Annotated in this window: 24 protein-coding genes, 1 tRNA gene, 2 pseudogenes and 1 riboswitch; of the genes and pseudogenes, 24 read left to right on the top strand and 3 right to left on the bottom strand. The window is 62.6% G+C overall.

The window, feature by feature from the left end:
* From NKH83_RS23495 to NKH83_RS23455, 10 genes and pseudogenes are all read left to right on the top strand, one after another.
* On the top strand, window positions 1-174 hold a 174-nt coding region (locus NKH83_RS23495; protein ID WP_352807782.1), incomplete at its 5' end, for a TOBE domain-containing protein.
* A gap of 352 nt (window positions 175-526) precedes the next feature.
* Window positions 527-863, top strand: a pseudogene (locus NKH83_RS31695) (cyclic nucleotide-binding domain-containing protein); the annotation flags it as partial.
* A gap of 155 nt (window positions 864-1,018) precedes the next feature.
* The gene (locus tag NKH83_RS23490) at window positions 1,019-2,563 is read left to right on the top strand and encodes a Fic family protein (protein ID WP_352807761.1); all 1,545 of its coding nucleotides are present in this window, start codon (window positions 1,019-1,021) and stop codon (window positions 2,561-2,563) included.
* Between the two features lie 167 nt (window positions 2,564-2,730).
* A riboswitch (TPP riboswitch) is annotated at window positions 2,731-2,847 on the top strand.
* Between the two features lie 103 nt (window positions 2,848-2,950).
* On the top strand, window positions 2,951-4,786 hold the full coding sequence (gene thiC / locus NKH83_RS23485; RefSeq protein ID WP_352807759.1) for a phosphomethylpyrimidine synthase ThiC: 1,836 nt from the start codon (window positions 2,951-2,953) through the stop codon (window positions 4,784-4,786).
* On the top strand, window positions 4,783-5,784 hold the full coding sequence (thiO, locus tag NKH83_RS23480) for a glycine oxidase ThiO (RefSeq protein ID WP_352807758.1): 1,002 nt from the start codon (window positions 4,783-4,785) through the stop codon (window positions 5,782-5,784). Before thiC ends, thiO begins: the two co-directional genes overlap by 4 nt.
* Window positions 5,753-5,950 carry a sulfur carrier protein ThiS gene (gene thiS, locus NKH83_RS23475; RefSeq protein ID WP_254818579.1) on the top strand — a complete coding sequence of 66 codons (198 nt, stop codon included), beginning with the start codon at window positions 5,753-5,755 and terminating at the stop codon, window positions 5,948-5,950. Before thiO ends, thiS begins: the two co-directional genes overlap by 32 nt.
* Before the next feature lie 3 nt (window positions 5,951-5,953).
* Window positions 5,954-6,727 carry a thiazole synthase gene (locus NKH83_RS23470; RefSeq protein WP_352807756.1) on the top strand — a complete coding sequence of 258 codons (774 nt, stop codon included), beginning with the start codon at window positions 5,954-5,956 and terminating at the stop codon, window positions 6,725-6,727.
* Entirely contained in the window at window positions 6,724-7,329 is a 606-nt protein-coding gene (locus NKH83_RS23465) for a thiamine phosphate synthase (protein WP_352807753.1), read from the top strand. The genes NKH83_RS23470 and NKH83_RS23465 overlap by 4 nt, the downstream gene beginning before the upstream one ends.
* The gene (locus tag NKH83_RS23460) at window positions 7,320-8,081 is read left to right on the top strand and encodes a hydroxymethylpyrimidine/phosphomethylpyrimidine kinase (protein ID WP_352807751.1); all 762 of its coding nucleotides are present in this window, start codon (window positions 7,320-7,322) and stop codon (window positions 8,079-8,081) included. The genes NKH83_RS23465 and NKH83_RS23460 overlap by 10 nt, the downstream gene beginning before the upstream one ends.
* 506 nt (window positions 8,082-8,587) lie before the next feature.
* Window positions 8,588-9,610: a LacI family DNA-binding transcriptional regulator gene (locus NKH83_RS23455; protein WP_352807749.1), complete on the top strand. Its 1,023-nt coding sequence runs from the start codon at window positions 8,588-8,590 to the stop codon at window positions 9,608-9,610.
* Here the strand turns inward: NKH83_RS23455 and NKH83_RS23450 are convergent.
* Together NKH83_RS23450 and NKH83_RS23445 are read right to left on the bottom strand one after the other, a co-directional pair.
* A complete protein-coding gene (locus NKH83_RS23450; RefSeq protein WP_352807747.1) occupies window positions 9,598-10,593 on the bottom strand; it encodes an alpha/beta hydrolase in 996 nt (331 codons plus the stop codon). The genes NKH83_RS23455 and NKH83_RS23450 overlap by 13 nt on opposite strands.
* A gap of 14 nt (window positions 10,594-10,607) precedes the next feature.
* The gene (locus NKH83_RS23445) at window positions 10,608-11,756 is read right to left on the bottom strand and encodes a Gfo/Idh/MocA family protein (RefSeq protein ID WP_352807745.1); all 1,149 of its coding nucleotides are present in this window, start codon (window positions 11,754-11,756) and stop codon (window positions 10,608-10,610) included.
* Window positions 11,757-11,934: 178 nt separating this feature from the next.
* Between NKH83_RS23445 and NKH83_RS23440 the strand changes: the two genes are divergently transcribed.
* The 14 genes and pseudogenes from NKH83_RS23440 (at window position 11,935) to NKH83_RS23375 (ending at window position 24,395) form a co-directional block, all read left to right on the top strand.
* Window positions 11,935-12,735 (top strand): beta/alpha barrel domain-containing protein, encoded by an 801-nt coding sequence (locus NKH83_RS23440; protein WP_352807781.1) that lies wholly within the window; start codon window positions 11,935-11,937, stop codon window positions 12,733-12,735.
* Between the two features lie 3 nt (window positions 12,736-12,738).
* The gene (locus NKH83_RS23435) at window positions 12,739-13,689 is read left to right on the top strand and encodes a PfkB family carbohydrate kinase (protein ID WP_352807743.1); all 951 of its coding nucleotides are present in this window, start codon (window positions 12,739-12,741) and stop codon (window positions 13,687-13,689) included.
* Window positions 13,690-13,778: 89 nt separating this feature from the next.
* Window positions 13,779-14,924 (top strand): ABC transporter ATP-binding protein, encoded by a 1,146-nt coding sequence (locus NKH83_RS23430; protein ID WP_352807741.1) that lies wholly within the window; start codon window positions 13,779-13,781, stop codon window positions 14,922-14,924.
* A 120-nt stretch (window positions 14,925-15,044) separates the two neighbouring features.
* A complete protein-coding gene (locus NKH83_RS23425) occupies window positions 15,045-16,292 on the top strand; it encodes an ABC transporter substrate-binding protein (RefSeq protein ID WP_254818570.1) in 1,248 nt (415 codons plus the stop codon).
* A gap of 137 nt (window positions 16,293-16,429) precedes the next feature.
* Window positions 16,430-17,326: a carbohydrate ABC transporter permease gene (locus NKH83_RS23420; RefSeq protein ID WP_254818569.1), complete on the top strand. Its 897-nt coding sequence runs from the start codon at window positions 16,430-16,432 to the stop codon at window positions 17,324-17,326.
* 5 nt (window positions 17,327-17,331) lie between these two features.
* A complete protein-coding gene (locus tag NKH83_RS23415; RefSeq protein WP_254818568.1) occupies window positions 17,332-18,174 on the top strand; it encodes a carbohydrate ABC transporter permease in 843 nt (280 codons plus the stop codon).
* Between the two features lie 187 nt (window positions 18,175-18,361).
* The gene (locus NKH83_RS23410) at window positions 18,362-19,183 is read left to right on the top strand and encodes a sugar phosphate isomerase/epimerase family protein (RefSeq protein WP_352807738.1); all 822 of its coding nucleotides are present in this window, start codon (window positions 18,362-18,364) and stop codon (window positions 19,181-19,183) included.
* A 4-nt stretch (window positions 19,184-19,187) separates the two neighbouring features.
* Window positions 19,188-20,264 carry a Gfo/Idh/MocA family protein gene (locus NKH83_RS23405; RefSeq protein WP_352807736.1) on the top strand — a complete coding sequence of 359 codons (1,077 nt, stop codon included), beginning with the start codon at window positions 19,188-19,190 and terminating at the stop codon, window positions 20,262-20,264.
* Window positions 20,264-21,082, top strand: a complete 819-nt coding sequence (locus NKH83_RS23400) for a sugar phosphate isomerase/epimerase family protein (RefSeq protein ID WP_254818565.1) — start codon at window positions 20,264-20,266, stop codon at window positions 21,080-21,082. The genes NKH83_RS23405 and NKH83_RS23400 overlap by 1 nt, the downstream gene beginning before the upstream one ends.
* Window positions 21,082-21,909 carry an alpha/beta fold hydrolase gene (locus NKH83_RS23395; RefSeq protein ID WP_352807734.1) on the top strand — a complete coding sequence of 276 codons (828 nt, stop codon included), beginning with the start codon at window positions 21,082-21,084 and terminating at the stop codon, window positions 21,907-21,909. The genes NKH83_RS23400 and NKH83_RS23395 overlap by 1 nt, the downstream gene beginning before the upstream one ends.
* Complete coding sequence (locus NKH83_RS23390; RefSeq protein ID WP_254818563.1) at window positions 21,906-22,628, top strand: ribulose-phosphate 3-epimerase; 723 nt, start codon at window positions 21,906-21,908, stop codon at window positions 22,626-22,628. Before NKH83_RS23395 ends, NKH83_RS23390 begins: the two co-directional genes overlap by 4 nt.
* The gene (locus tag NKH83_RS23385; protein ID WP_352807732.1) at window positions 22,628-23,647 is read left to right on the top strand and encodes an ROK family protein; all 1,020 of its coding nucleotides are present in this window, start codon (window positions 22,628-22,630) and stop codon (window positions 23,645-23,647) included. Before NKH83_RS23390 ends, NKH83_RS23385 begins: the two co-directional genes overlap by 1 nt.
* Before the next feature lie 7 nt (window positions 23,648-23,654).
* A pseudogene (locus tag NKH83_RS23380) lies at window positions 23,655-23,790 on the top strand (ATP-binding cassette domain-containing protein); the annotation flags it as partial.
* 437 nt (window positions 23,791-24,227) lie between these two features.
* Window positions 24,228-24,395 (top strand): hypothetical protein, encoded by a 168-nt coding sequence (locus NKH83_RS23375; protein WP_352807730.1) that lies wholly within the window; start codon window positions 24,228-24,230, stop codon window positions 24,393-24,395.
* 183 nt (window positions 24,396-24,578) lie between these two features.
* Here NKH83_RS23375 and NKH83_RS23370 read toward each other — a convergent pair.
* Window positions 24,579-24,675: transfer RNA gene (locus NKH83_RS23370), tRNA-Pro, on the bottom strand.
* Window positions 24,676-24,751 lie beyond the last annotated feature (76 nt).

Raw genomic sequence — 24,751 nt, 5'->3', positions numbered from 1 at the left:
GGGGAAGTGTCGAAACGCATCTTTGCCGGCAATAGCAGCACCTACTTCGTCGAACGTGGCGGACAGATGCTGAAAGTCATCGTGCTGAACACCGGTGCCGTCAGGCTGCCGGAAGGTCAGGATGTCGTGCTGCGTTGGTCGCCGGAAAGCACGGTCTCGATCGTGTCGGGGTAGCAGGCCAAAGATGCACCACTGACCGACTCAGATGGGGAGTGTGGATGGCATGGCGTTTGTGATGGCAAAGATTGCAGCATTCCTGGTTGAGGTCGGCGCCTCAATTTCCCTGAGCGACAGGATCGGTCGGTGTATTTGGATGGTGTCAATCCGGCGCCCTCTTCTCTCCCGGATCGTGCATGGTACCCCGAAAACCGTTCTGCATTGCTCCCAACGGCCTGACGATCCTGTGCAGCACTGGGCCAGACCGCTAGCGCCTCTGCGCTAGGTAATTTCCCGTAGGGACATAACCGAATTTCGCGGCCTGCGGATTCGCGCGATTGCTGTGTCAGGACCAACCGGGAAAACAGCCATGCACGCCCAATCGACCTCCAGAATCTCGCTGCCGTCACACTCTTTGCAGTCGAGCCTGCCTGCAGCATTCGATCCGACACCGCTACAGCCGGTCAGCTTCTTTCCCTCCGGTTCGGAATCTATGCCCAAGGTGAAAAAGCCGGAGCCTTCCTCTCAGGTCGAGTATGGCGGCGTCCGTATTTACCGCCTGCTTGCAGACGGTCGCAGGCAGATAAGCGCCTCCATCTGGCGGGAGAGACATTCGGCTTCGAAGCCGACACCACCATCATTTCTTCGCCGAAGCCATCAATGCCACGGGTGTGCGCGTCTTCCGCTTTGCCACTGGTGCAAATATCGGCCGGTGGCGGAATTGTTACTTTGTCGACTTCAGCAATGTGTTAGAATCGTTTTTCGGAAAAAGTGGCCTTGTGGCATCAATTTTCATGGAATAGGATCATTTTTCATAGTTTTGGCGGAACTGACCAAAATTCGATAGAAGGATTCGCTTTTCATGCCTCCGGCGCAACAGCACCAATTTTCAGGTCCTGTTACTGTTTTTCAGGAAATCCGCCTTCCTGAAAGGGCCACCCCGGCCGGCTACAGCGCCCTCATAGGAGCCTACAGGCTCGCCGTGCCCTTGCCCCGCACGTTGTTCGCTACTGGCGAGCATCATCGCATTACCGAACGGGATGGCTGGCGGATCATGACTCCCCGCCATGCCCCAAATCCTACCCTCGAAGGTCACCTGACCTTCGCGCTCAAGTACGAGGGACTGGACCTTGCCGTCCTCAAGCGGCTGTTCCAAGTGACCGGTCCCGCGCCGATCGAGGCGCTGGTCCGTGAAAGTCGGACCGGCAGTTATGCCCGCCGCATCTGGTTTTTATATGAATGGCTAAGGGGCGCGCGCATCGATCTGCCGGACGCGGATGCCGGAAGATACGTTCCGGTTGTCGATCCTGAGCTGCAGTGGCCCGGACGCGAGAAGACCGCTTCGCGCTACCGTGTAAGGGACAATCTCCCCGGCACGCGTGAGTTCTGCCCTCTGGTGTTCCGCACCAAGATTCTCGAAAAATTCATCGGCCTTGAACTATCGAGGCGCGCTGAGGCAATCGTAGCGGACGTGCCGCGCGACGTCCTTGCTCGGACCGCCGCATTTCTTTTGCTCAAAGACTCGCGATCAAGTTACGCGATCGAGGGCGAGCGGCCGCCGCAAGATCGCATCCAACGCTGGGGCCGCGCGATCGGCGAAGCCGGCCGCCGGCCGATAGATCGCGATGAGCTGCTGCGTCTGCAAAGAATTGTACTCGGCGACGCCCGTTTCGTCAGACTGGGCTTCCGAAAAGAAGGAGGATTCGTCGGTGAGCATGACCGAGACAACCGCATGCCCCTGCCCGATCACATCAGCGCTCGGCCCGAGGACCTGCCGCAGCTAATTGATGGAATGGTGGCCTTCGATCAAGGCGCGGCGCAAAACCTTGATGCAGTTATAGCCGCCGCAATTCTCGCCTTCGGCTTTGTCTACATCCACCCGTTCGAGGACGGAAACGGCCGCATTCACCGCTACCTAATCCACCACGTCCTTGCCATGCACGGTTTCAATCCACCGGGAGTGGTCTTTCCCGTCTCAGCGGCGATCCAGGACAAGATCAACGAGTACAGGGGCGTGCTCGAGAGCTATTCGCAACGCCTTCTGCCGTTGGTTGAATGGGAACCGACGCCCGAATTCAACGTCCGGGTTCTGAATGACACCGGTGATTTCTACCGTTTCTTCGATGCAACCCCACACGCCGAATTCCTCTATGCCTGCGTTCAGCGGACGATCGAACGGGACCTTCCGGAGGAAACCGCTTTTTTGCAGCGCTATGACCAATTTCGGCGGCAGGTGGACGCCTCTATCGACATGCCCGAGCGGCTGACGGACCTGCTCTTCCGTTTCCTTCACCAGAATGGTGGCCGTCTGTCCAATCGCGCACGCGAAAAGGAATTCGCCGCGCTGACCAATGAGGAGGCAGGGAGAATCGAGGCCATCTACGCGCAAACCTTTGGTGGCAAGTGAAGGCGTAACCTTCACAAGGATCTTCAGGCCAACGGTTGCGATCCTTATCCCGGCCTTCGTCAGCAACTCTTGGTTTGTGGAGTTTTTTCCGCACCGTCTGACCGACCGCCGATCACGGCCTCGGCCCAAATGCGCTTGACAAATCGACGCCGGCCCGTTCAACCTGAGGCATTCACCAGGGGGGTCCCGGCAAGGGGCTGAGATACTGCTGGCTTTCGCGGCGCAGTGACCCGTTGAACCTGATCCAGTTCATACTGGCGTAGGGACGGTGCAAGCGCTTTGCGGGAGTTTACGCCCCAGGTCCTGTTTCGGCAGGTCAACCAAAGCGTCTTTTCATCCTTCCGGCACAGAACTGGGTCTCCAATGCATGAGCAAAGGAGCCTCAAGATGAATGCCCTCACCCCAGCCGTCTCAACGGGACCGCTGCCTGCCTCACGGAAAATCCACAAGCGCGGCACCATCCACCCACAGATCAGGGTGCCGATGCGCGAAATCTCCGTCCATCCGACGGCCGGCGAGCCGCCCGTCACCGTCTACGATCCGTCCGGCCCTTATACCGACCCGGCTGTCGAAACCAGCATCGAAAAAGGCCTAGCCCGACTTCGCCACGAATGGATTTTGGCGCGCGGTGATGTCGAGGCCTGTGACGGGCGCCATGTCCGGCCGGAGGACAACGGGTTCGCTACGGGCGAACGCCTGACGCCAGAATTTCCCATTCGCAACCGGCCACTCAGGGCCAGGGCCGGCAAGGCGGTGACACAGCTTGCCTATGCGCGCGCCGGCATCATCACGCCCGAAATGGAGTTCGTCGCCATCCGCGAGAACCTTGGTCGTGAGATCCTGCATGGCAAGCTTGAGCGTGACGGCGAGGCTTTCGGCGCGACGCTGCCCGATTTCGTGACGCCGGAATTCGTCCGAGAGGAGGTGGCGCGCGGACGCGCAATCATTCCCGCCAACATCAACCATCCCGAGAGCGAGCCGATGATCATCGGTCGCAATTTCCTGGTCAAGATCAACGCCAATATCGGTAACTCCGCCGTCACCTCGTCCATGGCCGAAGAGGTCGAAAAGATGGTGTGGGCGATCCGCTGGGGCGCCGATACGGTGATGGACCTGTCGACCGGCCGCAACATCCACAACATCCGCGACTGGATCGTGCGCAACTCGCCGGTGCCGATCGGCACGGTGCCGCTCTACCAGGCGCTCGAGAAGGTTGGCGGCATTGCCGAGGATCTGACCTGGGAGGTCTACCGCGACACGCTGATCGAGCAGGCCGAACAGGGCGTCGACTATTTCACCATCCATGCGGGCGTGCGGCTGCACTACATCCCGCTGACCGTTGACCGGGTCACTGGCATCGTCTCGCGCGGTGGCTCGATCATGGCCAAATGGTGCCTGCACCATCACCGGGAAAGCTTCCTCTACGAACATTTCGCCGAGATCTGCGACATTTGCCGCGGCTATGACGTGTCCTTTTCGCTGGGCGACGGCCTTCGTCCCGGCTCGATCGCCGACGCCAATGACGCAGCACAATTCGCCGAACTGGAAACGCTCGGCGAGTTGACAAAGATCGCCTGGGCCAAGGATTGCCAGGTCATGATCGAGGGGCCGGGCCATGTTCCCATGCACAAGATCAAGGAGAACATGGACAAGCAGCTCGAAGTCTGCGGCGAGGCGCCCTTCTATACGCTTGGGCCGCTGACGACCGACATCGCACCGGGCTACGACCACATCACCTCAGGCATCGGCGCGGCGATGATCGGTTGGTTCGGCACCGCCATGCTCTGCTACGTCACGCCCAAGGAGCATCTCGGCCTTCCCGATCGCAACGACGTCAAGATCGGCGTGATCACCTACAAGATAGCCGCCCATGCCGCCGACCTGGCAAAAGGTCATCCGGCGGCGAAAGTCAGGGATGATGCCCTTTCCCGCGCGCGCTTCGAATTCCGCTGGGAGGACCAGTTCAACCTGTCGCTCGATCCCGAAACCGCGCGGTCCTTCCACGATCAGACCTTGCCCAAAGAGGCGCACAAGCTGGCGCATTTCTGCTCGATGTGCGGGCCGAAATTCTGCTCGATGCGTATCTCCCACGACATCCGCGCCGAGGCGCAGAAGGAGGGCATGGCGGCGATGGCGGCGAAATACCGCGAGGGCGGCGATCTCTACATACCGGCTGACGAGACCCGCGCACCGGCCATGCCACAGGCGCGTGCGCCATCATGAGGGTGCTGGTCAAAGGGGCCGGCGTTGCCGGCCTCACCGCCGCCTTCGAGCTCGCCGCACGCGGCGCGGCGACCACCGTTGCCGAGACAAGGCCTGCCATCGAGGGCAATGCGTCGTGGTTCGCCGGTGGTATGCTCGCGCCATGGTGCGAGGGTGAAAGCGCCGAGCAGCCGGTGCTGGATCTCGGACGCGATGCTGCCGACTGGTGGGATGCGGTGCTACCGGGTCAGGTGATACGTGCCGGAACGTTGGTCGTGGCCGCGCTGCGTGATACTGGCGAGCTCGACCGGTTCGCCAGCCGCACGTCGGGATATCGGCGGGTCGCCGAAGACGAAATTTCACTCCTGGAACCCGACCTCGCCGGCCGCTTCTGGCGCGGATTGCTCTTCCCCGATGAGGCTCATCTCGACCCGCGCCAGGCGATGGTAGCACTTCACGACAAGCTCGCGGCCATGGGCGTCGAATTCCGCTTCGGCGCCGACGCCCAGCCTGTTTCCGGTTTCGATCGTCAGATCGACTGCACTGGAATCGCAGCGGCCGATGACAGGCTGCGCGGCGTTCGCGGCGAAATGCTGATCCTGCGCACGCCTGATATCTCGCTGTCGCGCCCGGTCAGGCTGCTGCATCCGCGCTTTCCGCTGTATGCGGTGCCGCGTGCCGACACGCAGTTCATGATCGGCGCGACTATGGTTGAAAGCCAGTCCTCCGGACCGGTGACGGCGCGTTCGATGATGGAACTGCTCAGTGCCGCCTATGCCCTCCACCCGGCTTTTGGCGAGGCCGGGATCGTTGAAACAGGTGTCGGCATCCGTCCAGCCTTTCCCGACAATCTGCCGCGCGTGGAGGCACTTGGAACTGCCGTCGCGATCAATGGACTCTATCGCCATGGTTTTCTTCTCGCCCCTGCCACGGCGCGCCAGGCTGCCGACCTCGTTTTTCAATCAAAACGGACCAAGGAACTTGCTCATGAAACTGATGGTCAACGGCGAAGCGCATGAGGTTGCCGCCGCCACGCTGGCCGAACTGCTTGCCGCGCTCGACTATGAGGGCGATTGGCTGGCAACGGCGGTCAACAGCGACCTCGTGCACAAAGCCAAGCGGGCGGAATTCCAGTTGAGCGACGGCGACCGGATCGAAATCCTCTCGCCCATGCAAGGCGGTTAGACCATGTTAGAGCTTTATGGAACCGAGCTTCCGTCGCGCCTGCTTCTCGGTACCGCTCAATATCCTTCGCCGGCCATCCTTGCCGAGGCCGTCAAGGCGTCGGGAACCTCGGTGGTGACCGTCTCGCTGCGCCGCGAGATGGCAGGCGGCAGGGCTGGCGAAAAATTCTGGTCACTGATCCGCTCGCTCGGCGTCAGAATCCTGCCCAACACTGCTGGCTGTCACTCCGTCAAGGAAGCGGTCACGACCGCGAAAATGGCGCGCGAGGTCTTCGGCACCAGCTGGATCAAGCTCGAAGTGATCGGCAATCACGACACGCTGCAGCCGGACGTGTTCGGCCTAGTCAAAGCCGCGCGCATCCTGTGCGAGGACGGTTTTGATGTATTCCCTTATACCACCGATGACCTTGTCGTCGCCGAGCGGCTGCTGGAGGCGGGCTGCAAGGTCTTGATGCCATGGTGCGCGCCGATCGGTTCGGCGCTGGGGCCGGTCAACATCACAGCGCTGCGCTCGATGCGCGGACATTTCCCTGGCGTCCCACTGATTGTGGATGCGGGGCTGGGACGACCTTCGCACGCGGCCACCGTCATGGAACTCGGCTTTGACGCCGTCCTCCTGAACACAGCGGTCGCCAGGGCGGCCGATCCGGTCGGCATGGCGCGTGGGTTCGGCAAGGCGGTCGACGCCGGCCGTGAGGCTTTCAGTTCGGGAATGCTCGAACCGCGCGACGTCGCCGTGCCATCGACACCGACGATCGGCAGAGCAGTTTTTTCATGAAGCTCGATCCCTTCTACCTGATCGTCGACAGCGCTGCCTGGATCGAACGGCTAGTGCCACTCGGCGTCAGGCTGGTGCAGCTGCGCATCAAGGATAGGGACGAGGTCACGCTGCGCTCGGAAATCCGCCGCGCGAACGACGTCTGCGCGGTCCATGGTTGCCAACTGATTGTCAACGACTATTGGCGACTCGCCATTGAGGAAGGCTGCGACTTCGTACATCTCGGCCAAGAGGATTTGGCTGCGGCTGACCTGCTGGCGATTAAGTACGCCGGATTGAAGCTCGGGTTTTCGACCCACGATCATACCGAACTGGAAACGGCGCTAGCGGCCGAGCCGGACTATGTGGCCCTGGGGCCTATTTATCCCACTAGCCTCAAGAAGATGAAATGGGCGCCGCAAGGGCTCGAGCGGATCAGCAAATGGAAGCATCGGGTAGCGCCGATCCCATTGGTCGCCATCGGCGGCCTCAACCCCGACCGGCTCGACAGTGTCTTTGAGGCTGGTGCGGACAGCGCGGCCGTGGTGACCGACATCACGCTCAACGCCAATCCCGAAACGCGCACGCGAGAATGGATCGAAAGGACAGAGAAATGGCGCTGAGGCGAGAACCGCATGTGCTCGTCGTTAGTGGTTCGGACTCCAGCGGGGGCGCCGGAATAGGACGCGATATCGAGACGATCTCCTCCCTTGGTGTGCGCACCTGCCTGGCTGTCACCGCGCTGACGGTGCAAACGCACGAAACCGTCATGGCAGTCCATCCTTCTCAGCCCGATCTCGTGGCCGATCAGATGCGCGCTGCGCTGCAGGCCAACAATGTGACGGCCATCAAGATCGGCATGCTCGCAACCGCTGAGATCGTGGCTGGCGTTGCCGCCGTGCTGCGCGAAAATCCGCAGGTGCCGGCAGTGCTCGACCCGGTTCTGGTCTCCACTTCAGGTCGAGCGCTACTCGAAACGGACGCCATCGCCGCCATGAAACGTGATCTGATGCCGTTTTGCCGTCTGGTCACACCCAATCTTTTCGAGCTGGCGCTCCTTGTTGGCGCTGAACCGGCGGCGAACGAGAGCGATGCGGTGAGACAGGGACGGAAATTGCTGGCCGCCGGCGCGCAGGCCCTGCTGATCAAGGGCGGCCACGCGGCGGGACTCCGATCGACCGATATTCTGTTGCACTTTGATCAAGAACCAATCCGCTTTGACACACCGCGACTTGCCGTATCGATGCGCGGGACGGGCTGCATGCTGGCCAGCGCGATTGCGGCGCATGTGGCGAACGCGAGCCCACTCGAAAACAGCGTGCGCAAAGGCAAGCTGTTTGTGTTCGAGCAGCTTCAGAAGAAGGCAGCCGAATGACCGCGGCATCTCCCGGCCCAGTCAAGCTTAAGTCCGCGTCGCTCGCCGCGAGATTCTCGACGATACGGCTGCCGCTCACGTCCTTCGATCATGCGCACGCGCGGTTCGCTGTCGAGAGTGACGCCAGACTCCTCCGGGGCGAGTAAGTTCGTTCGCTGGCGCAGATCAATAGTGCCAATATAGAAAACAATCGTCGCACATGACGGTCGCACCTCGATACGGCTTGATCTGAGCGACGGTCGAGGGCGCTCAAAGCCCCGAGGCCTCGTTTCCGGCCTAAACTCCAATCCACCGCGCCGCTCGCGCGTGCAACGTCCCCGATGTAAATACGGCTCGGTATTTTTCACGTCAATTAATAAATTTACGCATGCAATAATTTTTGTCCACGCGTTGATAATTTACAAAGCGTCCTGTAAAATTTCGACTTGCAGTCGCGCGCCGGCTCACCGTAGGAATCATCGGGGACAACGCATGGACCAGGCCGAAATCCATGCTGCGAGGTTTGAATGGCGATGACGCACAAGACGATGGAGGATTTCGCCCGTTCGTGCGGCGTGTCCCGGCCCACGCTCTCCAAGTATTTCGACGATCCGACCAGCGTCAAGCCGGCGACGCGCAAGCGCATCGAGGAAGCGCTGCGCTCGTCCGATTACCAGCCTAATCTGTTTGCGCGGAACCTCAACCGCAAGCGCACGCGCAGCATTGGCATTGTCGTGCCGACTGTGACCGATCCGTTCTATTCGGAGATGGTCAGCCGCATCGAGCTTCGGCTGCGCGACGAAGGCTACTGGCCGATCGTGATCTCCTCGCACGGCTCGACCGAACTCGAAGTCGAGGCGACGCGGACCATCCTGTCGCTCAAGGTCTCGGGCGCGCTCGTCGCGCCGCTCGGGCGGCGCTCCGACCATCGGACGCTCGAGAAGCTGACGCAGGCGATCCCGATCGTCTATTTCGACACTTACCTCGAGGGCAACACGCCCTTCGTCGGCAACAACAACACGCAGAGCGTCGCGACCATCGTCGACTATCTCTGCCGATCGGGCGACGCGCCGGTTTATTTCGACATCCCGCACGTCAACCACAATTCACCCGAACGGCTGAGCAGCTATGTCGCCTCGATGAAGCGGCTCGGGCATGAGCCCATCGTGATCGGCAACACCAAGGACTACACTTGGGATTTCGAGCGCATCGGCTACGAGCAGACCGAAAGAATGCTTAGCAATGGCGACCTGCCGGGCAAGACCATCCTGTGCAACAATGACCGTCTGGCCTTCGGCCTGATGGCCGCAGCCTTTGCCCGGGGACTCAAGATCGGCCGCAAGCCCGACTGCGACATGCGCGTCGCCGCGCATGACGACCATCCGCTTAGCCGCTACGCATGCCCCGGCCTCACCACCATGGCACAGGACTTCGCGTCGATGGCCGGCCGCAGCGTCGAGACGCTGCTTGCCCTGCTCAATGAAGCCGAGACGGCGGTCGCGCCCAAGGTCAAACTCGACGCGAGGCTAGTGATGCGTCAGTCGGCTTGATCTTTCGTGAAAGCGCGAACGAAGCCTTGCCATGCGGCAACCGCCGCCTCGACCGCCTGCCGTGATGCCGGCCCGTGACGGCCCATCGAGACGAAGCCGTGGATCTGGCCCGGCCAGCGCCTGAGCACGACCGGCACACCGGCGTCCTGTAGGCGCCCGGCATAGGCTTCGCCTTCGTCGGCGAGGATGTCATGACCGGCGATGGCGATGAAGGCGGGCGCCACTCCCACAAGGCTTTCGGCTTTGAGCGGCGAGACGCGCCAATCGCCGACATCGGCGGCGTCGCGGACATAGTGGTCGCGGAACCAGGCCATGGTCGTGGCGGTCAGGCCAAAACCTTCGGCAAAACGACGATAGCTGTCCGCCGTCTGCCCGGCATCGGTGTTGGGGTAGAGCAGCAGTTGCGCCGTCAGCGGATGTTTGTCCCCACGCGCAATGAGGCTGAGCACAGTGGCCAAATTGCCGCCGGCGCTGTCGCCTGCGACGGCGATGCGTTTCGGGTTGATGCCCAGATCGGCGGCATGATCCTGCATGAAGGACAGCACGGCGCGGCAGTCTTCCACCGCAGCCGGAAATTTGTGCTCCGGCGCCAGCCGGTAATCGGGCGACACGACGACGCAAGCCGCGATGCTGGCGAACCAGCGGCAGATCTCGTCGTGCGATTCGAGACTGCCTATTACCCAGCCGCCGCCATGCAGATAGAGCAGCGCCGGAGCATCCGCATCAGGCGCGCCCTGCCCGCGATAGATCCTCAGCGTCAGCGGCCCACCGGGTCCGGCGATTGTGCGCTCGGTGACTGAACCCACCGGCTCGCGGCCGCCTTGTAGATCGGGAAGACCGTCTACATAGGCACGGCGCGCCTGTTCCGGCGTGCCAGCCTCGAAGGGCGGCGTGTTAGCCCGGCGGCCGAGATCGAGAACATGTCGCGCCTGCCGGTCGAGCGCGGACGGGAACGGCGTTGCCATCAGTGGCGATGTCGTCATCGGCGGACCTCCCGTCAGGCCAGCAGGCTCGCCGCTTCGTCCTCGCCGAGTAGCGGCGGCTGGTCGACCGTGCCGTTGACGGCAACCGAGCCGCGGCTTTCGCCCGAGGCCAGGATGGCTTCCATGATCTCAAGTACATGCAGCGCCAATTCACCGGACGCGCGGGGCTTGCGTCCCTCGACCAACGCTCGCGCCAGATCGGCGACGCCGAGCATGCGGTAGTTGGCACGGTCGGGCGCCGCATAGGGCCAGTTGCGCGCGCCGTAGAGTTGGCTCTCACTCTCGTGATCTTTCCAGTCGGCGCCGCGCGCCGAGAGCGAAACGGTGCCGCCGAAGGTGTCGGGATCGGGCAGCCGCAGCGAGCCCTCGGTGCCGTGCAGTTCGATCGGATGGTTGGAGTGTTTGAAGACGTCCCAGGAGGCGCCGAAGGTGACCGTGGCGCCGGAGCGGAATTCGAGCAACGACACGATGTTGGTCGGTGTGCCGACCTTGAAGGTGGTGTTCTTGTAAGGCCCGTCGGCGGTGATCAGACGCTCCTCCTGGCCGCGCGTCGCCATCGCCATGACGCGGGCGACCGGGCCCAGCAGGTTGACCAGCATGGTCAGATAGTAAGGACCCATGTCGAAGACCGGGCCACCGCCAGGCTGGTAGTAGAATTGCGGGTTGGGATGCCAGTGCTCCATGCCGCGCCCCATCATGAAAGCGGTGCCGGTCACGGCGCGGCCGATCGCGCCCTCATCTATCAGCCGGCGCGCCCGCCGTCCGGCGGCGCCGAGGAAGGTGTCGGGGGCCGACCCGAGCAGCAGCCCGCGCTTTGCCGCCTCGGCCACCAGCCGGCGGCCATCGGCGACGGACGTCGCCAGCGGCTTTTCGGTGAAGACGTGCTTGCCCGCTGAAAGCGCCGAAAGCGAAATGTCCAAATGCGCCGCCGGTATCGTCAAATTGAGGACAAGGTCGATGTCCGGATCGGCCAGCAGCGCGTCGACCCCGAGCGCGCGGATGCCATATTCCTTGGCACGGAGCGCCGCCATGTCGGCTGAAATGTCGGCACAGGCGCGCAACTCGACCCCGCCGAACAGGCCCGCATTGCGCAGATAGGTCATCGAGATGTTGCCGCATCCGATGATGCCGATGCCGAGCTTTGTCTTTGATGTCCCGTGCATTTCAGATCTACCTCCCCAAGCGGTCATGGCTGGCTGCACCCTTGCGCCAGCAATGGATCACAGTCGAAAGCCGCTATACAACATTTTAATTCTTGACGCGCGTAAAATTTTTATAGAGCATACGAAAACGCTGGCGCAGCAGGATTTTGAAAACAACCGATTGGGGAATTTTGAACTCATGAGCCTAGGAACCAAGGTGCGTCTTGCGCGCCTCTTCTCGCATCCATCGGGGAACCTTTTTGGCGGCGCGGTCGACCACTTCGTCGGCTACGGCGACGTGCGCAAAGGCGGCCTTGCCGACCTGCCGGGTGCGCTTGCCCGCGTCATGGCGGGCAAACCCGACTACGTCAGCATCCAGCCTGGTACCGCGCGCCATCTGTGGCCGCAATATGCGGGCAAGGCTTCCCTGGTGATTCAGGCGGGCTGCTTCACTCCGGACGATCGCATCAGCGAGTTGATAGCAACGCCCGAGGATGCGGTGCGCGCGGGGGCCGATGCGTTGGCCGTGGCCATGCCGGTGCGCGGCGCGACCGAGGGCAAATACATACGCTGGCTGACCGATTCGGTGAATGCAGCGGCCCGCTACGGCATGCCTGTGGTGGCGCATATCTACCCTCGCGATTTCACCGACGGGGCAACGATAGTCTTCACCCCCGACGAGATCGCCTACGCGGCGCGCATCGGCTACGAGTCCGGCGTCGACGTGATCAAGATCGGCTACACGGGCGATTTCGAGTCGTTCCGAGAGACCGTCCGGACCTGCCCGGTGCCGGTTGTGATCGCGGGTGGTCCGAAAACCGATACGCTGCTCGGCGCGCTTAAGCAGACGGCGGACGCCATCCGTGCCGGCGCACGCGGTGCCGTGGTAGGCCGCAATCTCTGGGGACATGGCGATCCGGAGAAGGCTGCGCTTGCCTTTCGGAGCGTCATCCATGACGGCCTTTCGGCGCAAGACGCCCTGGCGAAGGCGGGTGCCTGAACGATGCCCACCGTCCCTTCAATCCTCGGCTTCGGCGCTATTGCGATCGACGACATCGTCTATGTCGATCAGCCGTTGTCGGCGGGCAAGGGGAAGGTTCTGCATAGTACCCGGTCTTTCGGGGGAAATGTCGCGACGGCGCTAGCCGCCGTCGCGCGGCTCGGCGGAAGCGCCGGGTTCGTCGGATGGCTGGGCAGCGCCGCTGACGACGCCGTGCTGCGCGATCTCGTTGCGAGCGGTGTTGAAACCGAATTCGCGCCGCGCCACCCGGACGCGCGCCCGGTGCGCTCGCGCATTACCGTCGGCTCGGACGGGGAACGGTTCATCGCGTATGACGACGACGCGATGCTGGGCACCGCGTCGGACTTCCCGGACGAGGTCCTCAGCCGCGCGACTGTCCTGATCGTCGATAGCTACGCGACCCGGTCGCTGGATGTCGTGGCTCGGGCTGGCGATCTCGGCCTTGCGATCCTCGGCGATATCGAATGGAGCTGCGGCCCAGCCACGGAGCGGCTGATCGCGCTCTGCGACCATCTCATTCTTCCCCTCGGCTTTGGGCGGACTGCCACAGGGCGCCGATCGCCCGCCGAGATGCTCGATGCATTGTGGTCGCCGTCGCGGTCCGCCGTGGTTCTGACCGATGGCGGCAGGGGCGTGTACTATCGCGGGCGTGAAGAGACAGGTCTCTGGCATCTGCCTCCGCACCGGGTTGTGGTCGTCGACTCGACCGGCGCGGGTGACTGCTTTCATGGCGCCTACGCCCATGCGTTGATGCGCGGAGCCGACACCGCAGGCCGGGTGGCATTCGCGGCCGCGGCGGCGGCCCTCTCGATAGCGGGACGTGGCGGGCGCCAGGCGCTTCCGACCGACGACCAGGTCACGGAACTCCTGGCATCGACGAACGCGCCGTCAGCAGTCGAACTAAAAAATGCGTATGTCGATACTGGAACGTAGCCTGAAACTATCCGAGGAAACATTTCGCCGGTGAACATAGGCCGAAGAAATTATAAGAATCACTGGCTTATGCTTGTGGAGGGAGGAAGATGGCAGAAGTCATTCTTGAGAATATCTGCAAAACCTACGGAAACAATTTTCGCGCAATCGACCAATTGAACCTATCGGTCGAGGACGGCGAGTTCTTGATTCTCGTCGGGCCGTCCGGCTGCGGCAAATCCACCGCGTTGCGAATGATCGCGGGATTGGAGGACATCACCAGCGGCAGCCTTCGGATCGGCGGAGTCGATGTCGTCGACATGCCGCCCAAGGACCGCGACATCGCGATGGTCTTCCAGAGCTACGCGCTCTACCCGCACATGACGGTGTTCGAAAACATCGCCTTTTCGATGCGGCTGGCAGGCAAGCCGAAGGCCGAGCGCAAGAAGCGCGTCGACGAGATCGCCAAAACCCTTCAGTTGACGTCTTTGCTGGACAGCAAACCCGCGAACCTGTCAGGCGGACAGCGTCAACGGGTTGCCATGGGCCGCGCCATGGTGCGCGAGCCGGCCGCCTTTCTCATGGACGAACCGCTTTCCAACCTGGATGCAAAACTGCGCGTGCAAATGCGTGCCGAAATCACCAGCCTGCAAAAGCAACTCGGCGTCACGACCATATACGTGACCCACGACCAAATCGAAGCGATGACGATGGGCGACAGGGTCGCGGTGTTGAAAGGTGGCGTGCTGCAGCAGGTCGACACACCCAAGAGACTCTATGAATCGCCGGTGAACGCCTTCGTTGCCGGCTTCATCGGCTCTCCTTCGATGAACCTTTTCGAAGCGACCCTGAAGGGCAGCGAGCTCGTTTTTCGCGACTTCGCCATCCGGCTGCAGGATGCAGCCTTCGTACGCAGGCCGGGCTTGCGGTCCTATGCGGGGCGCAAGATCGTGTTCGGGATACGACCGGAGGATCTTTATGACAGCAGCCTCGAATCCGGCCGCAAGTATCAGACTATACCCGCAAAGGTGACTTCGATCGAAGAGCTCGGCTCTGAACATATCGTCCACCTGAACATCGACGCGGTCCGGGTGGACTCCGGCGATCCGGACGCGGTGGACGATTTTGGCGTGGCATCGAACGCGGTGGCGAGATTCGAGCCGGCCAGCGTCCTCCACTCCGGCTCGGAGATCCGGTTGGCCCTGGATGATTCCAAGTTCCATTTCTTCGATCCCGAGACGCATCTGGTGATCTGAAGATCTGCGGCAGACCGCAGGCGGGAGCGAGGCGCCTGCGAAAGATACTCGCAAGAAGTTTTCTGAATAAACCAGATGATCGACCGCATTGTGCGGTCGATCTTGAAGAAGGAGGAGAAAATGATGTTTCGGATACAACCCGCGATGCTGAAGGTAGCCGCGGCCGCATGGTTGCTTGGCGCAACCAGCGCCATGGCGGACACGACGCTAGAATTCACCCAGTGGTGGGAGCCCGAATTGCCGGCCGGCTCGCTCAGGGCAATCATGAATGACTTCGAGGCTGCAAACCCCGGAATCAAGGTGACGCTGGTCAGCGGCCCCTATGCGACCACGCGAGACCAGATCTCGGTTGGTGCTGCAACTGGAACGCTTAGCGACGTCGTCGGTCTCGACGGCGCCTGGGTGAACAATCTGAACGCGCAGAATGCGCTGGCCGACATGAACCCGATGATGGATGCGAGCGGGTTCGACAAGACCCAGGTCGCGGATATCATCAAGGTGGACGGTAAGGCGGTGATGTTTCCCGTGGCTTCGTTCGTCTATCCGGTTTTCGTGAATTTGGACCTCGCCGCCCAGGCAGGCGTGACCAAGCTGCCGTCGACCCGCGCGGAGTTTCTCGAAGCCGCCAAGAAGATGACCCATGCCGACAATAACCAGTATGGCTGGGTGCTACCCCTGTCGCTGCAAACGCCGTCCGGTGTCCAGAACGACATGATGTCGTGGGTCTGGGCATCGGGTCAATCGATGATGGCGGACGGCAAGCCGGCTCTCGAGGGCAAGCCGGTGGTGGATATGCTCACCTTCGTCAAATCGCTGAACGACGCCGGCGTCATCTCGCCCGGCATCGCCACCAAGACCGAACAGGAAAAGGTCGAGGAATTCGTCAACGATCGGGTCGGGATGATGATCGACTCGCTTGCGCACGTGAACCTCATTCGCAAACGCAATCCCAAACTGAACTTCGATCTCATCCCGGTCCCGGTCGTGGAGAACTACAACGGCAAGCGCGGCCTTCCCTACGCCTCCTGGGGCATAGGCATCTCTGCCGCCTCGAAACATCAGGAGGAAGCCTGGAAGCTCGTCCAATATCTGATGGGTGAAAAGGTGAACGCCAAGCTCGTGTCGCTGGCAAACGCCTTCCCCGGCAACGTCAACGCCAAGCCCGATTTCGTGACCTCCGACAAGGCTTTCGGCAAGGCTTTCGAAATCTTCAAGACCGGTTATCTTGCCAATGAGTTCACAGGCCTGCCGGTGGCGGAAGACCTGATGACCCAGTTCGACGTGGAGGCCCAGAAGATGCTCACCGGCGAGCAGTCTCCGGAACAAGCCGCGGCCAACGCTCAAAAGGGCTGGATGGCGAAATTCTGATCGGCCTGTTTCCTCGTTTTCGATCCTCGACCGGAGGCCTGACTTCGGGCAGGCCTCCCGGCAACAACGGATCGGCAATGTGAGACGGACCTGTTTCCGAAGCCCCTTCTCTTGAAGGCGTATCCCAAGGTTGTCATATGACCCGGCAGAAGCGCTCTCGCCATAGACTGAAACGAGCGGTCGCACCCTATCTCTACCTGTCGCCCTCGCTCCTCATAATCGGCCTGCTGATGCTGCTGCCGATGGTGACGGTGATTGGCTATTCGTTCCAGAACAGCGCAGTGCTGCGTCGCGACCCGTCCTTTGCCGGACTGAAACACTACCAGGCGATCTTTAACGATCCCGTGTTCTGGGCTTCGCTGTGGCATACGCTCTACTTCACATGCATGAGTGTGGTTTTCCACATGACCATCGGCATGATCTTCGCGCTCATGCTGAACAGCGACCGCATCAATCCCACGCTGCGCAATATCCTGCGCGTGCTCTACATTCTGCCCTGGCTGTTCACCGCGGTGATTATCGCCGTGATCTGGCGCCTGCTGCTCGAGCCGAATGGTGTCGTTAACAGCGTTCTCATGCAGATGGGCATCATCGGTTCCAAAGTCGAGTGGTTTTCCTCGCCTGAGACCGCGCTGCACGCCGTCACCTTCGCCAATATCTGGGCGGGCTATCCGCTCTTCATGGTCAGCCTGCTCGCGGGTTTGCAGGGCATTCCCAAGGATTTCTACGAGGCCGCCGATATCGACGGGGCGAAGGCCTACCAGAAGCTGATCTTCATCACCATCCCGCAGCTGATGCCGATCATCATCAGCATCTCGCTGCTGGATTTCATCTGGACGATGCAGGTCTTTCCATTGATCTGGATAACGACGGGCGGCGGTCCGATCTACTCGACCGAGGTCCTCAGCACCTACACGTACAAGCTGGCGTTTTCGAGCTACAACCTGTCGCAGGCGTCCGCAAGCGCCGTGGTCATCCTGCTGATCTCTCTCGGCCTGACGCTGTTCTACATCCGCTATCAAAAGGCTCGGTAGTCACCATGAGGAAAAGGCACTCGCCGAAAGACAGGCTGATCACCGTCGCGCTCCATGTCGCGCTTGCCGCAGGGCTCTTTTTCGCGGCCTTCCCGATCTACTGGATGCTGAGCAGCTCGTTCAAGTCGAATACCGAAATCTTTGCCCTGCCACCAACCGTCCTGCCGAAGGCCTTCACGCTGGAAGCGTATGCGGCCATCCTTGGCGACCCGGTAAAGCTGCGCTTCTTCTTCAACAGCTACTTCGTGGCCGGAGCGGTGACAGTGTTGACGGTGCTGATCGCCTTGCTGGCGGCCTATGGGTTCAGCCGTTTCAATTTCCGCGGCAAGGGCAGCCTCAACACGCTCATCATCAGCACGCAGACGATCCCGCCGATCACGCTTTTGATCCCCTTCTTCGGGCTTGTCGTCTCGTATGGCATCTTCGACACCTACGTCGCACTGATCCTGACTTACCTGGTGTTTACGCTGCCCTACGCGATCCTGCTGATGACGGGATATCTGAACACCTTGCCCCGCGATCTCGATGAAGCGGTGGCTGTCGACGGCGGCAGCAGCTGGACGGCACTCTGGCGGGTGATCGTCCCGATTTCACTGCCTGGTATCGTGGCGACGTCGGTCTACACCTTCCTGTTGTGCTGGAACGAATTTCTGTTTGCGCTGACGCTGACGAAGTCAGCGTCCATGCGCACCGTCCCGATCGGCATCCAGCTGTTGATGGGGCAGCACGCCTTCGAATGGAACCAGATGATGGCGATGAGCGTGCTCGGCTCGCTACCGCTCTTGCTCATCTACCTCGTTGCCCAGAGATTCTTCCTCGCCGGCATGACCGCGGGCTCGGTCAAGTAGCATGTCCCTCCCACGGAGAACTGATGGAGTAGGCCGCGCATCGAAATCGATGGATTGGACCTTCTCTGCTGACAGCCGATAATGCCGCGGCCTCGGGCGTCGTCACAGCGCCGCTGATCGTGCCGATGCTGTTCTTACAGCGCCACATCATCGAAGGCCTACGCAGGTAGAATCAAGGAATGAAAGGATGAACGTGAAAGACCTCAAAGTCGGCTGCCAGACCTTCACCTGGGAAATGCTCGGAGACCGCTTTGCCGGCGGCCCCGACGACCTGCTCAAAGCGATCGCCGATGGCGGCTATGCCGGTATCGAGATCACCGACACGATGATCGGCCGCTATGCCGGCAAGCCGGCGGAGTTCGCTGCGGCGCTGAAGAGATCCGGCCTGACGCTGGTCTCCTTCGCCTTCGGTTCGGACAGCGGCTTCACACTCAAGGAGAAGATCGGCGCCGACCTCGAGACCGCCAAGCGCTGGATCGATTTCGCCGCCGCCTTTCCGGGCGCGATGGTGTCCATGGGCTCGGCCACCGTCGTGTCGGACGGTCCGCGCGACGACAAGTTCGCCATTGCGGCCGAGGTCTACAACAAGGCTGGTGAACTCGGCCGCGAGGCCGGCGTCCAGGTCGCGGTGCATCCGAGCTCGCACCACAACACGCTGCTCTACGATCGCGTCGATTACGACCGCATCTTCGGGCTGCTCGATGCCTCGCTGGTCGGCTGGGTGCCGGACACCGGCCACATCCTGCGCGGCCACAGGGACATGGCCGACACGCTCACCACCTATCGCAATCGCATCTGCTACGTGCACCTTAAGGATGTCGATGCGAGCGGCACCTGGGCGATGCTCGGCAAGGGCGTCTGCGACACGGCGAAGGTGATCGAGATCGCCAGTGCGGCACCCAACTTCAATGGCTGGCTGGTGCTGGAGGAAGAGTCCGAGACCGCCGCCGCCGATCCGGCCGGCGCGGTCAAGACCAACCGCCAGACCATGCGCGGCTACGGAGCCTGAGACGATGATCCACAAGAAAGACCGTCGCCTTCGTGTCGGTGTGCTCGGCTGCGGGCCGATCGCGCAGTTCGCGCATCTGGCGTCCTGCGTGAAGGCGAGCAATGCCGATCTCTACGCGATCTGCGACGCAGCACCCGATCTGCTCGCGCGTATGGGCGCGACCTACGAGGCGCAGAAGATGTATGGCGACTATGACGCGATGCTCGCCGACCCTGCGCTGGAAGCGGTGATCGTCGCCACCTCCGACGCCTATCACGTGCCGATGTCGATCAAGGCTCTGGAAGCCGGCAAGCACGTGCTGTGTGAAAAGCCGATCGGCGTCTCGGTCGAGGAAGGTGAAAAGCTGGCCGATGCGGTCAGGCGTTCCGGCAAGGTGCTGCAGGTCGGGCATATGAAGCGCTTCGATCCGGCGCTCGAGGCAGCGCGCGATTTCGTACGCGACGAGATGGGCGAGATCCTCGCGCTGAAGGCCTGGTACTGTGACTCAACCCATCGCTATACCAACACCGACGCGGTGCAGCCGCTGCCCGTCACCAGCAAGCTGGCGCGCAAGCCGGCCGGCAACCCGAAGGCGGATCCCAGACAGTATTTCATGCTGGCGCATGGCTCGCACCTCGTCGATACGGCGCGCTTCCTGTGCGGCGAGATCACCGCCGTGCGCGCCCGCCTCAACGAGAAATTCGGCGCTTATTGCTGGTTCGTCGAAACGGAGTTCGCCAATGGCGCGCTCGGCCATCTCGACCTCACCGTCGCCGTGCGCATGGACTGGCACGAGGGTTTTCAGCTCTATGGCGAGAACGGCTCGGTGGTCGCGAAGACCTTCAATCCTTGGTACTTCCGGGCGAGTGAAGTCGACATTTTCCACGAGAAGGACGCCACCTCGCGAAAGCCGCTCGGCGCTGACGGCCATTTCTTTCGCCGCCAGCTCGAAGGCCTCGCTGAGACGGTGCTCGACGGCAAGCCGATGCGCGGCGCCAATGTCGACGACGGGCTCGCATCAATCCGCGCCATGGTGGCGATCGCGCGCTCGGTCGAAAGCGGCGAACGCGTCGAGGTCGCCAGCGTGACTGGAGCGGTTTGATGCAGATCGGGGTGTTCGCCAAGACCTTCCCGGGCAGCGAGCCTGCCGGCGTGCTGGCGTCTGTCCGTGACGCAGGTTTTGCGGTCACCCAATTCAATCTCGCCTGCGCCGGCCTGCCGTCGATGCCGGATGATGTTCCCGCAGCGGCGATCCGGGCAATCGATGCCGCAGTCGACAGCTCCGGCGTCGGTCTCGTGGCGCTGTCCGGCACCTACAACATGGCGCATCCGGACAAGCAGGTACGCGACGATGGCTTGCGCCGGCTGGCGGTGGTTATCGAAGCCGCCGCAAGGCTTTACACGCCACTCGTCACGCTCTGCACCGGAACGCGCAATCGTGACGACCAATGGGCGCACCATCCGGACAATGCCGATCCCTCGGCATGGACCGACATGGCGGTCGAGATGGAAAAGGCGCTCGAACTCGCCGAGCGTTACGGTGTCGATCTTGGCATCGAGCCTGAACAGGCCAACATCGTCACCTCCGCCCGTGACGCGATGCGGCTCATCGCCGAGATGGGTTCGAAGCGGCTGCGCATCGTGCTCGATCCGGCAAACCTGTTCGAACAGGCGGATGCCGCGCAGGCGCGCGCCATGGTTGCGGCTGCAGTCGAGCGCACGGCGAGCCATGTCGCCATGGCCCATGCCAAGGACCGTTTCGCCGACGGCCGCTTCGCCACCGCCGGGCAAGGCGTCGTCGACTTCGCCGACTTCATCGCCCGGCTGAAGGCAACAGGTTTCGATGGGCCGTTGGTGACGCATGGGCTTTCGGCCGGGGAAGCGCCCGGCGTCGCCCGTTTCCTCAAGGGGCTGCTGTGATGGCGCGCCCGACGATCCTGCTCCGCGATGGCGCCGCGCTTCGGGTTTCCGATACGGGCGACGGGCTGGCGGTCGTCTTCCAGCACGGGCTGGGTGGCGGCGAGGCGCAGGTTGCGCAGACCTTCCCCGCCGGCTTTCGTCGCATCACGCTGGAATGCCGCGGCCATGGCGGCTCCGGCATTGGCGAGCGACGGCCATTTTCGTTCGAGATGTTCGCCGACGATGTGCTCGCGGCCGCCGACCAGGCCGGCCTCGACCGCTTCGTTGCCGGCGGCGTCTCGATGGGTGCCGCGATCGCGCTCCGCCTCGCCTGCCGCCATCCCGACCGCGTCGCCGCGCTGGTGCTGGTGCGGCCGGCGTGGACGTTCACGGCAGCACCGGTGAACATGCAGCCTATAACCGAGGTCGCCGAACTCATCCTCGACCGTGGCGCCGACAGGGCGCGGAGTATCTTCGCGCAATCCGAGACGGCGACGCGGCTTTGCCGCGAGGCGCCCGAGAACCTGTCCTCGCTGTTCGGCTATTTCGACCGATCGGACGCCCACACCTTTGCGCAGGTGCTCGCCAACATCGCCGCCGACGGGCCCGGGGTTTCCGAGCGCGACGCCGCCGCCCTGCGCATCCCGACGCTGGCCATTGGCAACGCCAGCGACGCGGTCCACCCGCTGTCGGCCGCCTATACGCTCGCCGCAGTCATCCCCAATGGGATCTTCGCCGAGATCACCCCCAAGGCGCTCGACAGCGCCAGGCATTTCACCGAATTAGACGCCGAGATCTCGGCCTTCCTTCACGCCCACTCGAACGTCCGGAGCCTCGTTCCGTCATGATCAGCAAATCTCTCTCAGGCCCCGCCGCGATAGCCGCTCTGCCGCGCAACCGGCTGCTCGGCGAATTCTCGCTGTGGTCGGCCGACCTCGCCAATATGGAGCGCGACCTGAAGCGCATCGAGGCCCATGCCGATCTACATCACATCGACGTCGCCGACGCCCGCTTCACCCCCGGCTTCCTGTTCTTCCCGGATCTGGTGGCGCGCATCGCCAAGCTGACGGCGAAGCCGATCCATGTGCATCTGATGGTCGAGGCCGAAATCGTCGAGGCGCAGACGCGGCAGTTCATCGAGGCCGGCGCCGACCTCATCACCATCCATGCCGAGAATGGCGAGGCGGGCTTGCGCGCCGTCAAGCTGGCGCATGAGCTCGGCGCCGAGGCCGGCGTCGTGCTCAGGCTGGAGACGCCGGTCGCGGCAATCGTGCCTTTCCTGCCCGAGGTCACCTTCGTCACGCTTCTCGGCACCTCGATCGGCGTCAAGGGCCAGAGCCTGTCCGAGCAGGCCTGCCCCCGTCTCATCGAGGCGCGCGCACTGATCAGGAAAGCCGGCCGCGAGGCCGACATCGTGCTCGCCGCCGATGGCGGCATCCGCCATGAGACGGTGCCGCTGCTGCGCGCCGCCGGCGCCGATACCGTGGTGCTGGGCTCGCTCGCCTTCGGTGACCCTGACCTTGCGCAACGCATCGCCTGGCTGCACGGGCTGAAAGCAGCCGCCTGATGAGCACGCTTGCGCTTGCCTTCGATCTCGGCGGCACGGAGCTGCGCGGCGCGCTGGTCGAGCGCGGTGGCGACGTCGTCGCCCGCGTCTCGGCGCCGACGCTTGCCGGCGCAGGATCGAAGGCGGTGATCGGCCAAATCATCACGCTAGCGGACACGTTGCTCAAGGAGCACCCACAAGCGAAAGTCACCGGTATCGGCATGTGTGCGCCCGGTCCGCTCGACCCCAAGGCGGGCATCGTCATCGGGCCGCCGACACTGGCCGGCTGGCACAATGTGCCACTGATCGACATCCTCAGCCGGCAGTTCGGCCTACCGGTGCGGCTGGAGAACGACGCCAATGCGGCGGCGCTTGGCGAATGGCGCTTCGGCGCGGGCCGCGGCACCGGATCGCTGGTATTCGTGACCGTGTCGACCGGCATTGGCGGCGGCGTCATCGCCGACGGCCACGTCTATCACGGCAGACGCGGGCTGGCGGCCGAGATCGGCCACATGACCATCACCGGCGAAGGCGACCGCTGCTTCTGCGGCGCCGTCGGCTGCTTCGAGGCGGTCGCCTCCGGTACGGCGCTCGGACGCCGGGCGACACGGCTGACCGTGCCGGGCGACGGCTCGCTGCTCCGGCGGCTTTCCGCCAATGGCGACGTTTCGGCGCGACACGTCGTCGAGGCCGCGCGGGCGGGTGATGTGGCGGCTCGCGGACTGATCGAGGCCGAGGCGCAGTGGCTGGGCATCGGCTTCACCAACCTCCTGCATCTCTACTCGCCCGACCTGATCGTCATGGGCGGCGGCCTTTCCAATGGCTTCGACCTCTTGGCACCGACCATCAGGGCGACCATCGAGCAGCGCGCCATGCAAGCCTATCGCGACGTGCCGATCGTTCCGGCCGAACTTGGCGATCGGGCGGGCCTGGTCGGCGCGGCGAGCCTGATCCTATGGGCGGGCGAGCCCGGCACGGCGTTGGCGATGGTGCAGAACGACGAGACGACGACCGGCGCCAGGGAGGCAAGCCAAGACTGAGCTCAAGCTGCGCGGCGCGCGCAAATCCTATGGAGCCGCCGAGATCATCAAGGGTATCGGACCTCGACCTCCAGGACCGCGAAGTCGTCGTCTTCGTCGGCCCGTCCGGCTGCGGCAAGTCCACGCTGCTGCGCATGATCGCCATCGGGACTAGGCAGCGTCGTGATGTTCGACCAGCGCTTTCGGATTATCGAACAGTACTTCCGTTGGAACCCCGCCGAAGCGAAGGAAGGCTCCTTCCATCCACCTTGGTCACGAGCTCCTGCTAAACGGCACCCCTTGACGAGAGCGGTCAATCCCGCGTCTCGGCCGCGGCGGCGCTATGCTGACGCTCCTTTAGGCCGCCCCATTGAACCGGACTCGGGATCACGAACTGCCTCCGTTAATGAATGAACGCTGTCCGTCTTACGGACATTTCATCGTCACCCCGGTCTGCTCAAGCGATACAGGCCATCGCCTGTCATTCAAGGGATTATCGGCTTCGAAAAACAGTGAAGCTTCATCCGTCCTTGCATCCGCTTCGCTCAGGCTCAGCACACGTCAGCAGGTTCTTCACAATCTACGCAAAGAGCGAGGGCGTGTGGCTCAAGCCGGCTTGGCTCGAGGGCCGGAAGTGATCGCGGTGTTCGAGACCGAGCTGACGCGAAGCCCAGTCGGCTATGTTGCCAATGACGCGGAGCTGGCGCTGGACGCCAGATCCCACGGCGACGGCGCTTATCGCGATGTTCTCTGCCTCATGCACCACTGAGCTGCGCTACCCGGCGTCCCTATCGACGCGACGGGCAGCAAAACATCATATGGAGCAGGCCCGCTACATAGCAGGGCAGTTGATCCCCTCGATCGCGCTGTGCCCACTCCCGGCGATCTCGTCGAGCGTGCCGGACGCGAGTGCTCGCAGGTCTTTACCCATCGTGCCGAAGAATGAGCGGGGTGCGAGTGGCAGGATTTAAACTTGCGACCCCATCGTCCCGAACGATGTGCGCTACCAGGCAAAGCCGCAGGTTTCTGGGCTCTTTCGTCACGCTCGCTCCGCAATGATTGCATTTCCTTTCGGGCTTTGTGTGGGGAACCTGTGGTGCCACCGCGCCGACTTCACGTTTTCAT

Source organism: Mesorhizobium sp. M0909 (assembly GCF_040319515.1).
Lineage (GTDB): Bacteria > Pseudomonadota > Alphaproteobacteria > Rhizobiales > Rhizobiaceae > Mesorhizobium.
This window is presented reverse-complemented; position numbering and strand designations above follow the sequence as displayed.